This is a genomic window from Desulfotruncus alcoholivorax DSM 16058 (assembly GCF_000430885.1).
GTDB classification, from domain to species: domain Bacteria; phylum Bacillota; class Desulfotomaculia; order Desulfotomaculales; family Desulfallaceae; genus Desulfotruncus; species Desulfotruncus alcoholivorax.
The window spans coordinates 223,835-235,564 of record NZ_AUMW01000001.1; the positions used below are offsets into that span (position 1 = coordinate 223,835).

An 11,730-nucleotide genomic window follows, 5' to 3' on the forward strand; every position below is an offset into this window, starting at 1 on the left:
ATCCCCTTAAGTTGCAAAGTCAGTTAATGCCAGCACCTTTCAAACAATTACTTGACATGCATGTGCTAAAGGGATAAGTTCACTATTAATGAATTTGGTTAAAGTTACCAAAAGATGAGATTGCTTCGCTGCGCTCGCAATGACAAAAGTGCTGCGCCCGCAGTGACTAAAGCGCTAATGACCGCTTATGCTCATTTCTGATACGCGGATCGTCGGCGCGCCCTTGCCGCCGAAAAATTGCAGGTCGCTGCCCACCGCATCGACTGATTTCAGCAAATCCATAATATTGCCGGCAATGGCCATTCCCCGCACCGGCCTGACCAGCTTCCCGTTTTCTATCCACAACCCGCTGGCACCTACAGAAAAGTCTCCGCTGATGGGGTTGGCGGTATGCATGCCCATAACTTCCGTCACGTAAAAGCCGTTGTTTATTTCACCGATAATTTCTTCCGGCTTTTTAGCGCCCGGCTCAATGAAAAAGTTGGTGGTTCCCACTTCAGGCGTTCCTTTAAAAGAACCGCGCACGCCGTTCCCGGTGGAAAGCACTTTGTCTTTGGCGGCGGTGTAAGTGTTATGTAAAAAACATTTTAACACTCCGCCCTCTATTAATACCGTGCGTGAGGTTGGAACTCCTTCCCCGTCAAAGGGAGCGGAAGAGATGCCGTCTTTCAGCGTGCCGTCGTCTATCAGATTTATGTTCCCCGACCCCACCTGCTGCCCGACCTTTCCCGCAAACAGTGAGCGTCCCTTTTGCACCGCTTCGGCGGAAAGAGCCGGCGCCAGCAGGCCCAAAAACCCTGTGGCAACGTACGGGTCCAAAACAACAGGCGCCTTTTGAGTGGATCCGGGCTTTGCGCCCAGCATGCGCACAGCCCTTTCCGCTGCCTGCCGCCCCAGTTTTGCGGGATCCAGCCCGGCAAAGCGCAGTCCGTAGCCCAGCGCAAAACCCGTCTGACTATCCTCACCCTGGCCGGCCACCAGCGCTATGTACATGCCGCAATAAGCGCCCAGGTAATGCAAATTAATTCCATTGGAATTAAACAGGGTAACTTCAACCTCACCATCCTGGTATGTTGAGCTTTCAGTAACGCTGATTCTACTATCAAAAGCCCGGGCCTCATTTTCCATCGACTTGGCCATCTCAATTTTTTGCTCCACAGTAGCTTTCTTAATACAAGGGTCGTACAAATCCATTTGCTGGTAGGAAGGAGCCGGCACCGGAAGCGTTCTTAAAGGGTCGGGTTCCGCACAGGACGCGTTAGCCAGGGCTTGCCTTACAACCTCATCTATAGCGCTGTCACCAAAATCTGTGGTAAAAGCAAAACCGGTCTTCCCGCCGGTAAACACCCTGATCCCCATGCCCCGGTCCTCGGCCAGCTTCATTGTCTCAAGCGATCCGTTGCGAACGTCAACTACCAGTTCCTTACTGTTGCCAATATATGCTTCAGCCATTTCGGCACCCAGCTTTTTTGCTTTTTGAACTGCGCCTTCGGCATATTTGCTATACCTGGATTCCATTGTTTTTCACCCGCTCCTTTCAGTTAAAATAGTATAATTCAATAAAAGATATACTATTCCTTTTAGTACCAATAAAAACACACGCATAATTCAGTTCCCTTTTGCGTGTGTTTTATACTTTTCTCCTCTGTCCTTGCCATATATATGGCAAGAATTAAATAAAAAAAGTGCAAATACACACGCCCAATTCAGTTCCCATTGCGCAAAATAAAAACTGCCTTTAAACAGGCAGCTAATGCATGTAACTGGAATTTGCCGTCAAAGCAATCAAGTCCTTGAAGGCCACCGGTGCCAATTCCTGTACCGCTACTTCCCGGACCGAATGTGGATCCAACATAGCAACTATTGCTACCCTTTCTCCGGAACTCTGGTCTGTATAAAACCCGATAATACAAAATTGGGCTTCCTCGCCGGCAAACCTTCTGGTGACAATATCGCCAATTTTCATAAATAAATACCTCCTACAAGGAAGTATCGACCACCGGGATGAAAAACATTTTCCCGGCTGACATTGAATTTTTCTTTACCTTCTACAGCATATGCCTTGACACAGGTATTTGTGAAATATAAATATTATCTCATTATTTAAAGAATGGATAAGCAAGAAAATTTTGCCGGTTCAATAGAATAATATTTAAAACTTTGGAGAAAATATTTTATATCAAAATCATTTAAAACTTTAAGGTGGGGATAAGCATGGATTTTAATTTTGCCAGGAACGCTAACACCGACTGGGCAACATGGAAAAACTACCTCAGGCAGGCGATGGAATTCGCCGAAGAACTCGGTATTCCAAGGGATAAAATTCAAAGTTTAGCCAACCAGGCGGGAGACCTGCTGGCCCAAAACGTAGCGCCGGCCAACCCGGAACAGCAGTTGTTAAAAGAACTTTGGACCGTTGCAGACCAGACCGAGCGCCAAACACTGGCCAGGCTGATGACCAAAGTGGTAAACCAGTAAGAGTATTCCATAATAGAATTCCAGTTATCGAAAACAATAATAGCTTCCATTGATCAAATTAATAAAATATCGTTTTAAACAAATTGCCCGGGTAATGTATTTCCCGGGCAATTATATATACCCCAAGCCTAGCCCCATAACCCAAAGTACCAGGCCAGCAATTCATTGCCCCAAAGGGCCGCCAGCACAGCCCCCAGCGCCAAAAAGGGGCCGAAAGGCACGGGATCCTTACGACCTTTTCGCCCGGATAGCAGCAAATAAATACCGGTCATACCACCAAAGAAAAATGATATAAACAACGCCAGAAACACACCCTGCCAGCCCAGGTACAGACCCATCAAGGCACTTAATTTTATGTCTCCGCCCCCCATTCCCCCTTTGGATACAACGGCAATAACCAGCATGATTATCCCGGCTGTAAAAAACCCTATCACTCCGTTAACCAATTTATCAGTTGATTGAAATACCGTTAAAGGTATACCAGCCAACAGGCCTACAACTACCAGCCCGTCGGGAATGATACGGTGGTGGATATCAATTACGGCAGCAATAATAAGAATTGAAACAAAGACCCCTAACATTAACGAAGATAATCCAAATCCATGCTTGATAAAAATAAGTAAAAACATAACGCCGGATAATAATTCCACCAGTGGATACTGAATTGAAAGCCTGGCCCCGCAGTAACGACAGCGGCCTTTTAAAAACAGGTAACTTAGAATTGGAACCATATCCAGAAAGTTTAACTTTTGCCCGCACGCGCAGCAGTAAGAAGAGCCTGCTATCACGGTCCGTTTTTCCGGTATGCGAAAAATGCATACGTTTAAGAAGCTGCCTATGCAGGTCCCCAGGAGAAATACAAAAACATAGTTGATTACCATTATCTTTAACCCCGTGTTACTTATTCAGGTATTGACGAATCCGCCGATGCCCTGTAAATATGCTTCCAGTAATTTACTGACCTCTTGCTACCTTCTGCAATACCAGTAAATAAGTCTTCAAAAATTATCGTCATTCTCTCATTCTGGCTCCTGACTCCTGAGTAGTTGTCAAAATTCATATCATACAACACATATTATAACAGATAGAAAATCCCGGGAGTATCTCTTCCCGGGAATCTTTAGCTTAACTTTCTCCGTGGGCGGTGCCGCCGACGGTTATTTGCCTTACCAGCATGGTGGGCTGCGCATCGCTAACCGGCACACCCTGCCCATCCTTGCCGCAAGTTCCGATGGTAAACCCAAGGTCACTGCCTACCTTTTCGACCACCTTCAGCACTTCCGGCCCATTGCCGGTAAGCGTGGCTCCCCGCACCATCGGCCCTATTTGTCCGTTTTTAATCAGATAGCCTTCCGCAACATCGAATACGAAGTCACCCGTGGTGGTATTAACCTGGCCGCCGCCCATTTTTTTAACCAGCAGTCCACTTTCCACACTTTTGATAATTTCCTGCGGGTCGTCCTTGCCGGGCGCGATATATGTATTGCCCATACGGGGGATAGGTTTATCCTGGTATGACTCGCGGCGGCCGTGGCCGTTGGGCTGCACATTGTCGCGCCTGGCGGTAAGCCTGTCATACATGTAATCTTTGAGCACTCCGTTTTCGATCAGCACCACTTTGCGGGCCGGCACCCCTTCATCATCCACACTGTAAGACCCGTAACGGTCTTCCATGGTTGCATCGTCGATAACTGTGATACAATCCGCAGCCACTTTTTGTCCTTTTTTGCCCGCATATACCGAAAGCCCCTTTTGAACCAGGTCGGCCTCCAAACCGTGGCCGCAGGCTTCGTGAACCATGGTGCCTCCGGCTTCGCCTGCCAGCACAACAACCATTTTACCGGCGGGGGCAGGCTTTGCACCCAGCATTTGCACTGCCCGCCGGGCTGCTTTCGCGCCCACCTCCTCCGGTTTATTGCGCTGCAGCAATTCGAACCCGCTGTGACTGCCCACGGCTTCGTAGCCAGTTTGAATTACGGAGCCTTCCGCAGCTACAGCCTGAACCATCAGCCGGGTGCGCACCCGCTCATCTTCAACAAAATCTCCCTGGCTGTTGGCAATAATAACCTTCTGCACAATATCGGCGTAGCCAACCATGACCTGTTTAATCTTTTCCGCATCCACCGCCCTGGCAGCTCCATCAGCCGCCTTTACAGCAAGGACTTTCTGCTCGGTTGTCACTTCGCTGGGATTAACTTTAATCTCAAACTTCACATTTGGCTTAACAAACCGGAACTCCGCCACCCCGCTTTTCTTTCCGCCAGTTGCGGCGTGGCTCACTATTTTTGCGGCATTCAACATCCCCTCGCGGCTGAGGTCATTGGTATAGGCGTAAGCGGTTGCATCACCCGATATAACCCTGATTCCCGCTCCCGATTCTATACCGGATTGAATGCGCTCAATTTTGCCTGCCTCGCAGCCGATGCCGGTTATTTTTTTTTGTTCCACAAAAACATCGGCAAAATCCCCGCCATTTTTTAACGCCTCGGCCAGTACCTCTTTTAATAATCCTTGATCCATTATTAACACCACCAAAAATTAGACTATTATTTATTCTATGTATTTTCTTCCCTTAAGCTGAATTTTATTTACCTTGAAGAGAGCGGAATTTCAGGGTAGGGCGAAACCTGGCCCGGTTTTTTAAAGGGTTTGTCACGTCCAATTTTCCAGGCTTTGATCTGTTCCTGCTCCAGGTAAAGTTCGCCTTTGGGCGAAGGGTCGGAATATATCACCAAGTCCAGCAGGGCTTTAATTTTAGGTTCAACGGCTTCAGCTGAATCAGCTTGGGATAAATCCCGGGGCAAATCAAATAAGCTGCCTGAAACATTTTCACCGTCCGGCGGGTTCTTTTCTTTCAAAAGGCGCTTATCTTCCACGGTTACCTTTAAAGTTCGGATTTCAACCAAATTGGGCAGCTTTTCAATTTGAGAAATAAAATCAACAATGTTTAGGTAATCTCCGTATAGCTCAAGTTTTAAAGGCAACTCCAAATAGCTCTTTTTGTCTACGATGCCCAGGGGTTCCAGGTTATTTACAACAACCTTTGAGCCGGCAGCTTTCAATCCTATCAAAACCATGGCCGAGCCACTGCTAAAATCGCCGGCCAACAGCTGCTTATATTTGTTGAGCTGTTTTCTTGTTTCTTCGTATTCAGCTATTTCACCTTTTTCCTGGCTTAATATTTTTTCAGCCTGCTCAAGTTGAGACCGCTTGTCCAGCAATTCCTCATGCAACGTCGCATAAGCACTAAGCTGAGGGCCAAGCATTAAATAGTAAACGCCGGTCAGTAAGGCCACCAGGCCCAGAATTTCGAGCAAAATAATGCCCCGCCGGCTAAGATGCCGAAACATCGCGCCCCTCCTCCCGCAGTTGCAGTTCCAGGGTAAACGCATATCCCGCATCATCGCCTGAATTAGTGTAGACTTTTTTAATGCCAACATTTCTAAAATAAGGGAGTCCTGCCAGATTATGCACAAATACGCCGACCGAAGCGGAATTATAGGTCACTCCCTGAAGCATCAGTACATTAGGAGAGGGAATCTCTACTTCGTCTATGGTCTCTTTTTTACTAACCGGCGGGCCCACCGCCTGAAGGGTGGCTTTGGGCGGCAAAGCATTTGCGCCCGGCAGTGAAGCAAAACCTCCAACCGGATTAAGTTTTTCGCGGTATTCCAGGGTTATGCCGGTCAGCCACGTATCAACAGGTATGCTTTTTTCAATTTCTTTAAACACCGGCGTTAACAAAAACCTGCTTTCAGTTATAGCTTTATAGGCCATAATTTTTTCCTGGTTTTCTATTCTCTCAGCCTTTATTTTTTTCACCAGATTTAAACGGGGGCTCATTTCAGCCAGCATTTTATCAGTATGGGCAATTTCCTCTTTAATATTATAAAGCCGAAACTTAAAACCGGCATACCAATATACATATCCGATAACAACTATAATAACGGCAATAAGCATAGTTAACTTCTTAAAATCAATATTAAATCTTTTAATTAGTTCGGGCGGCAACAGGTTAATTTCATACATTTATTAAACCTCCCGCAGGGCCAGCCCGTAAGCCATGGCTAGCGACGGGTCAAATGAAAATTCACCCTCCCGGGCAAAAGACAAGCTCGCCGGTCTGGCAACTTCAGCGGGCAAACCCAACGCCTCGCTTACAAAAACGTCAAAGCCCGGCAGGTTGCAGGTTCCACCGGACAGGATCACTTTGTCGACAGGCTCGGCATTAAACTGATTTGCGTAGTATTCGAGAGAGCGGCGCATTTCCCTGAGCAACTCGCCAAGCCCGTCCCGCAAGGATAGGTCAATCCTCATCTTGTCGGCGGCAACCCCCGCCAGGTCGTTCTCATTGATAATAACACCTTCACTTTCTTTCAATTTTCTGGCACTGTCTAAATCAATGCCATACGCCTCTGACATTGACCTGGTCAGCAAACTGCCTCCCACTGGAAAAATACGGGTATATTTCATCCGCCCTTTCTTCGTTATCACCAGACAGGTTTTGGTTTCACCGATTTCAAATATTGCTATAACATTATCACTTGCCGCATGTTCATTCCGGTAAAGCCGCCAGATTGCCAGTGCGGGCAAATCCAGGGCAACCAGCGTCAACCCGGCGCGCTTCAATAAGGCGTGATACTGGTAAACCGTTGCTTGAGGCGCCGCTGCAATAAGAATGTTCAGCTCTTTCCGGTTGTCTATTGCATTTTCATCCAGCACCAGGTGACGGACAAAAAGCTCATCCAGCGGCACCGGCATGAATTTTTCAACTTCCTGCAAAACAGCCTTGTTTAGCTTCTTGGCTGACATGCGTGGCAAGTTGATTTGCCTGGTTACCACCTTGTTTCCGCCAAGTGCGGAAATTATTTCAGTTCCGGCCAGCAGGTATTCATTTACCATATCATCAAGGACGTCAACCAACAACTCTTCATTGATAACTTCTCCAAAAACACCCGGCGGTGCCGGGTAACGAGCCACGGTGGTTATCTCCGGCACAGCATGCCAGGGGTCAAGGTAAACAAATTTTATTTCCCTCTCGCCAACATCAAGAGCGGCACTGGGAATTTTGCGGGGGATAATCTTTTGGTATATTTTTCTCATCATGAGAACTCCGTAGAGAAATTAAAAATTATTAAATATAACAGTCAGCTGTCACTAAACACGGGGTATTTTTCACGCCAGTCAACCAGTTTGACGCAAAACGGGACAAATTCATCATCCGGGGCCATATAATCGGCCACGTATTGTTTAATGCTGCCGCAACCGGGAAACGACGCCCCTTTTGCGCAGACCGCCCCGTTGAGTTCGGTATTATCATTGGCAATTAAGGAGCCGCCGGATACTAAATTAGCGTATACTGTGACATTTTTTATATTGATATCCCCAAGGGCCACCAGCGTGAGATTTCCAACACCGGGCGTAGGAGCATCTTCATCAGCATCAACCTTAGGGGTCAAATTTCCGGAAACAATGATGTTTCCGCTGGCAAAAAAAACCGCCTGGCCGTTAAAATTTTGGGAAATATCGATATCGCCATCCACGTAATAAAAACCATCATAAGTAGGCACCACTTCCATGATTGTGTTTTCTTCACCAACTGGCAGCCACAGGTTACTAAAGGTAGTATCACCGTAATAAACATGGCCGTTTTCAGCTGCCCTGGCCTGATAATAATTATCAGACAAATCCGGGAAAGGTGGGATGTAAAGGTAATTCTGGCGCACATTGGCCGCATTGTAAACCGGCCTGTCTTCGCCGTCCGAAACAGCATTAAAGCTTCCACCGGTAAATATCTTTTTACTGCTGTTTACTTCTATATTGCCCGTCAACTGCAGGTCACCGTTATAGATCAGTGGCGCGTCAAAATATCCGTTGCCGCTGAACATCAACCCGGATGATTCCTCCGGCAGCAGCGCAAAACCGCTGAGAAAATCCGCAGCCTTGTATACCACAACTTCACAATTAAGCGTTTTCTGCGCAAGCAAATTATTGCTGCCATCCAAGTATTTGCCCACAGATTCAATAAAAATGGCGGTGCCAAATTCATGCTGGACGCCTTTTTGGGCGCTGACAGTAAAATACACGTTCTCGCTCAGCTGTTGATTATTAAAAACTGTCACCAGGCGATCGGAGGGTAAACTGTAACACCAAACCGGGTTGTTGTTTATTTTAGCCGTTAATTTTTCAATCCCGGCATCAGCTGCGTATAAGGCCTGGATAGAATAGTTTTCACCGGCGATATTACCCCTGGCACCGGTTGTTATTGTTTCCAGCGCGGCTGACAGTACAAAAAGAATTAGAACAACCAGTAAAACCATTACAACCGCCTGACCCTCGGGATTTTTCCACACCAAGCCTTTCATCCACAAGTCCCTTCTATTAATCATCTTAAACGGTCAACGGCTAAAACCGCAATTTTTAGGCTACGCCAAGGGGACGGTTCCATCGTCTTCCCTTCGGCCCTTCGCCCCGCTTCGGTGACGCTCGAACCGTCCCCACACGCTGTAGTATTAGTCTTGATTCCTTAATAGAACAGTTGTACTGACCTTTATCTCGCCGCTGCGCCTTTTCTCACCGGTGAGGGTAATGGTGGCCAGTGCAGTTTGAGGCCCGCAATCCTCCGGTTTGACATCAAGATTGATGATATACCGGGCCACTGGGTACGCCATAATGAAACCGGTTTTTCTTCTTTTTATTTCCATGGCTTTTTCATTATCTCCGGCCGGGCTGCAGTAATAACTGATTGTTTTTAACGCTCCGTTTTCTATAATTTGAAAGGAAATTTTGCCTTTGGGGTAAAGCTCATTTCTTTCGTACACGATAATGCACCTGGCCCGCCGCAATTCCCTGGACAACCTGTCAACCGCAATACGCAGGTTTTCCTCTACTTCCGCCTTATCCAAATTCCTTTGCCAGCTTGCCAGGCCACTAAGAAAAAAATTATTAGACACCACGATTATTGTTGAAAGCAAGGCCAGGGCAATCAACATTTCCACCAGGGTAAAGCCGCCGTTTTGACGTTGTCTTTCATACACGGGCATTACTGGCATTATTTTCACCCCCTGGCCTTGGCCCCTGTTAAAACAACCTTTTTTAAGCTGCCGGTCAACTTCTCTTGATAATACACATTTACTTTAATTATCTTCATTGTTCCGGGATAATCGGGGTCGCTGCCAACCTCCAAGTTATAAGAGAAATCTGTGTCCTCCCCCGCAGCTAATTGGTCTGCCAACCCTTGCTGCATTAAATTTATTGATTCAAGATAGCCAAAACGGGAATCAATGCGGTTAAACGGCCGGTTTCCGGGCACGCTTGTGATTTGATCAAAATTGCAGCCAACTGCCTCTTCCAGCAGTCCCTGCGCCAATTCCAAAGCCATAATTTCTTTTTCCGAGCTTCCGGTATTTCTCGTACTTAATAAAAAAGAATTAAAGACCGGTGTTATACAAATGGCAATAATAAAAAGGGCCACCATCACTTCTACCAATGTCATGCCCTTTTTGTCCAAACCAACATTATCCATATTTTTAATCACCGTCTAGATAATCACTGACCCGCACCCTACCGGTATACGGGGCCACAATAACATATTTGACCTGGCCAATTGACCTGTTGCTTATGGTCACATGCCCGTTTCGAATTGGATAACCCCTGGCTGAAAACCTCAACGGGTCGTAAACCAACCCCTCACCGAATTTAGATTCCGTTATCTCCACCCCGGAAGGCATGGAAATAGATTTTTTAATAGCTAATCCTTCCTTGACCTGGTACTTGGCCTTGGAAAATTCAATCACGTACCCTGCCTTTTCTTTCTGCAAGCTATCCTGGCCCCATGACCATATTTCCTGCCGCATCACCACCGCCGCCACAGTTAAATTATGCCTGGCGCAGGCTTTTTTAAAATCGGGCATGGCTATGGCGGCGATGATCGACATGATCATCAATGTAATAACCAGCTCAATTAAAGTGAAGCCTTGTTTTTTAATCATACCCTAATCCAACACAGCACCCACAAAACAAATTTGCACCGGGTAAAAATTTTTACCAATTTTTTAGATAATGAATATATTAAACATACTTTGATAAATTCCTACCATTTCATTGTAAATTATTACGTAAATTGCAAAATTTTTATTGACCGGCGCATCAAAAAACCAACTGGTTAGATAAATAGCTGATCAAATAAAAGTATAAAATTTAACAAGCACATAAAGGAATTTGCAATACTGAAGTAAAATTAAACCAGTATACTGATAGTTTCGTGCCTGTTCAACGCGAAGGAGAATTTCCATGTTTTCTTTAAATCAACGTTCACAAAATCAACGTTCACAAAAAAAATTTGGTTCAAGATGCCAGGTAAAATTAAAAAAAACGGTAACCGGCTTGGACAGTATGGTCATGCTAGCGGGACTTTTCTTATTCCTTTGGTTTTATGTTCAACCGGCTTCAGCTGAGCCAAAAAGGAATATCGTACTACAGTGGGATAAATTAATGGGAGGTAAAGATGAAGACCGGGGTATTTGTGCCCAATCCGCCGTTGATGGAGGGTACATCATAGCCGGAGATACACAATCTAGCTACATGTGGGGCCATGGTGGTTTCGACATTTACCTGGCCAAACTGGACGCCGCCGGCCGTATGAAGTGGCGAAAAACAATCGGTAACACTAAAGACAATAAGGTTACATCTGTTAAGCAAACCGCCGAAGGGGGCTATATTATTTGCGGCACCACGGAAGCCCCTTTCGCCCGCAAAGACCTTGATGTTTACCTGGTTAAAACTGATGCTGCGGGAATTATACAGTGGCAAAAAACTTATGGCGGCACCGGTGAAGATACGGGAACCTCGGTGCAACAAACCGAAGACGGGGGCTATATTATCACCGGGACAACAAATTCCTCCGGTGCCGGTGATACCGACGTTTATTTAGGGCTTGCTGAACGAAAAAAAATCCAATAATCTCAAGGATTTGGGAGCATATTTGTCGAATTAATATGCATGGAAAATGCGTCAAATAATGCAAAAACCTTGCACCTGGAGGTAAAATATGTTCCGTAAATTGGAAAAGCAATACTATCTCGAAGAATTCATACTCCCATTTGAAGGTAAACTTAAGGCCGACAATCGCTGGGTGAAACTTTCAAAAATTATCCCTTGGGATACCATCGAAGACCGCTACGCAGAACATTTTCCCGGCAGACGTGGCCAGGTGGCCAAACCTGTACGTATGGCCCTCGGTGCCCTCCTCAT

General features: G+C 46.3%; 13 protein-coding genes and 1 pseudogene. 3 read left to right on the forward strand and 11 right to left on the reverse strand.

Translation table 11 applies throughout. The features are described 5' to 3' along the window. Positions 1-174: 174 nt before the first annotated feature. Complete coding sequence (locus H569_RS0101220; protein ID WP_027363471.1) at positions 175-1,518, reverse strand: TldD/PmbA family protein; 1,344 nt, start codon at positions 1,516-1,518, stop codon at positions 175-177. A gap of 232 nt (positions 1,519-1,750) precedes the next feature. Further along, entirely contained in the window at positions 1,751-1,966 is a 216-nt protein-coding gene (locus H569_RS0101225) for a hypothetical protein (protein WP_027363472.1), read from the reverse strand. 248 nt (positions 1,967-2,214) lie between these two features. Here H569_RS0101225 and H569_RS0101230 point away from each other — a divergent pair, with 248 nt between their 5' ends. Continuing rightward, positions 2,215-2,478: a DUF3243 domain-containing protein gene (locus H569_RS0101230; RefSeq protein ID WP_027363473.1), complete on the forward strand. Its 264-nt coding sequence runs from the start codon at positions 2,215-2,217 to the stop codon at positions 2,476-2,478. Positions 2,479-2,606: 128 nt separating this feature from the next. Here H569_RS0101230 and H569_RS0101235 read toward each other — a convergent pair whose 3' ends face one another. The 9 genes from H569_RS0101235 to H569_RS0101275 form a co-directional block, all read right to left on the reverse strand. Next, complete coding sequence (locus H569_RS0101235; protein WP_027363474.1) at positions 2,607-3,359, reverse strand: prepilin peptidase; 753 nt, start codon at positions 3,357-3,359, stop codon at positions 2,607-2,609. A 244-nt stretch (positions 3,360-3,603) separates the two neighbouring features. Beyond that, positions 3,604-5,001: a TldD/PmbA family protein gene (locus H569_RS0101240; protein ID WP_027363475.1), complete on the reverse strand. Its 1,398-nt coding sequence runs from the start codon at positions 4,999-5,001 to the stop codon at positions 3,604-3,606. Positions 5,002-5,066: 65 nt separating this feature from the next. After that, positions 5,067-5,828: a type IV pilus inner membrane component PilO gene (locus tag H569_RS0101245; protein WP_027363476.1), complete on the reverse strand. Its 762-nt coding sequence runs from the start codon at positions 5,826-5,828 to the stop codon at positions 5,067-5,069. Further along, positions 5,812-6,507, reverse strand: a complete 696-nt coding sequence (locus H569_RS0101250; RefSeq protein WP_027363477.1) for a PilN domain-containing protein — start codon at positions 6,505-6,507, stop codon at positions 5,812-5,814. The genes H569_RS0101245 and H569_RS0101250 overlap by 17 nt, the downstream gene beginning before the upstream one ends. Positions 6,508-6,510: 3 nt before the next feature. Continuing rightward, the gene (gene pilM / locus H569_RS0101255) at positions 6,511-7,581 is read right to left on the reverse strand and encodes a type IV pilus assembly protein PilM (RefSeq protein WP_027363478.1); all 1,071 of its coding nucleotides are present in this window, start codon (positions 7,579-7,581) and stop codon (positions 6,511-6,513) included. Between the two features lie 44 nt (positions 7,582-7,625). Continuing rightward, positions 7,626-8,843, reverse strand: a complete 1,218-nt coding sequence (locus H569_RS0101260; RefSeq protein ID WP_027363479.1) for a hypothetical protein — start codon at positions 8,841-8,843, stop codon at positions 7,626-7,628. Positions 8,844-8,990: 147 nt separating this feature from the next. Further along, entirely contained in the window at positions 8,991-9,530 is a 540-nt protein-coding gene (locus tag H569_RS0101265; protein ID WP_027363480.1) for a PilW family protein, read from the reverse strand. A gap of 5 nt (positions 9,531-9,535) precedes the next feature. Continuing rightward, positions 9,536-10,003, reverse strand: a complete 468-nt coding sequence (locus H569_RS0101270) for a type IV pilus modification PilV family protein (protein ID WP_027363481.1) — start codon at positions 10,001-10,003, stop codon at positions 9,536-9,538. A gap of 4 nt (positions 10,004-10,007) precedes the next feature. Beyond that, positions 10,008-10,469 (reverse strand): prepilin-type N-terminal cleavage/methylation domain-containing protein, encoded by a 462-nt coding sequence (locus H569_RS0101275; RefSeq protein ID WP_034629080.1) that lies wholly within the window; start codon positions 10,467-10,469, stop codon positions 10,008-10,010. Positions 10,470-10,971: 502 nt separating this feature from the next. On the opposite strand from H569_RS0101275, the gene H569_RS18870 reads away from it, so the two are divergent. Continuing rightward, positions 10,972-11,439, forward strand: a complete 468-nt coding sequence (locus H569_RS18870; RefSeq protein ID WP_157833443.1) for a hypothetical protein — start codon at positions 10,972-10,974, stop codon at positions 11,437-11,439. Positions 11,440-11,527: 88 nt separating this feature from the next. After that, positions 11,528-11,730 (forward strand): annotated as a pseudogene (locus H569_RS0101290) (IS5/IS1182 family transposase); the annotation flags it as partial.

What these genes read in the sequence shown, in the direction of transcription:
- H569_RS0101220 (WP_027363471.1), bottom strand. Translation starts at nt 1,518, where the DNA reads ATGGAATCCAGGTATAGCAAATATGCCGAAGGCGCAGTTCAAAAAGCA.
- H569_RS0101225 (WP_027363472.1), bottom strand. Translation starts at nt 1,966, where the DNA reads ATGAAAATTGGCGATATTGTCACCAGAAGGTTTGCCGGCGAGGAAGCC.
- H569_RS0101230 (WP_027363473.1), top strand. Translation starts at nt 2,215, where the DNA reads ATGGATTTTAATTTTGCCAGGAACGCTAACACCGACTGGGCAACATGG.
- H569_RS0101235 (WP_027363474.1), bottom strand. Translation starts at nt 3,359, where the DNA reads ATGGTAATCAACTATGTTTTTGTATTTCTCCTGGGGACCTGCATAGGC.
- H569_RS0101245 (WP_027363476.1), bottom strand. Translation starts at nt 5,828, where the DNA reads ATGTTTCGGCATCTTAGCCGGCGGGGCATTATTTTGCTCGAAATTCTG.
- H569_RS0101250 (WP_027363477.1), bottom strand. Translation starts at nt 6,507, where the DNA reads ATGTATGAAATTAACCTGTTGCCGCCCGAACTAATTAAAAGATTTAAT.
- pilM (WP_027363478.1), bottom strand. Translation starts at nt 7,581, where the DNA reads ATGAGAAAAATATACCAAAAGATTATCCCCCGCAAAATTCCCAGTGCC.
- H569_RS0101260 (WP_027363479.1), bottom strand. Translation starts at nt 8,843, where the DNA reads ATGAAAGGCTTGGTGTGGAAAAATCCCGAGGGTCAGGCGGTTGTAATG.
- H569_RS0101265 (WP_027363480.1), bottom strand. Translation starts at nt 9,530, where the DNA reads ATGCCAGTAATGCCCGTGTATGAAAGACAACGTCAAAACGGCGGCTTT.
- H569_RS0101270 (WP_027363481.1), bottom strand. Translation starts at nt 10,003, where the DNA reads ATGGATAATGTTGGTTTGGACAAAAAGGGCATGACATTGGTAGAAGTG.
- H569_RS0101275 (WP_034629080.1), bottom strand. Translation starts at nt 10,469, where the DNA reads ATGATTAAAAAACAAGGCTTCACTTTAATTGAGCTGGTTATTACATTG.
- H569_RS18870 (WP_157833443.1), top strand. Translation starts at nt 10,972, where the DNA reads ATGGGAGGTAAAGATGAAGACCGGGGTATTTGTGCCCAATCCGCCGTT.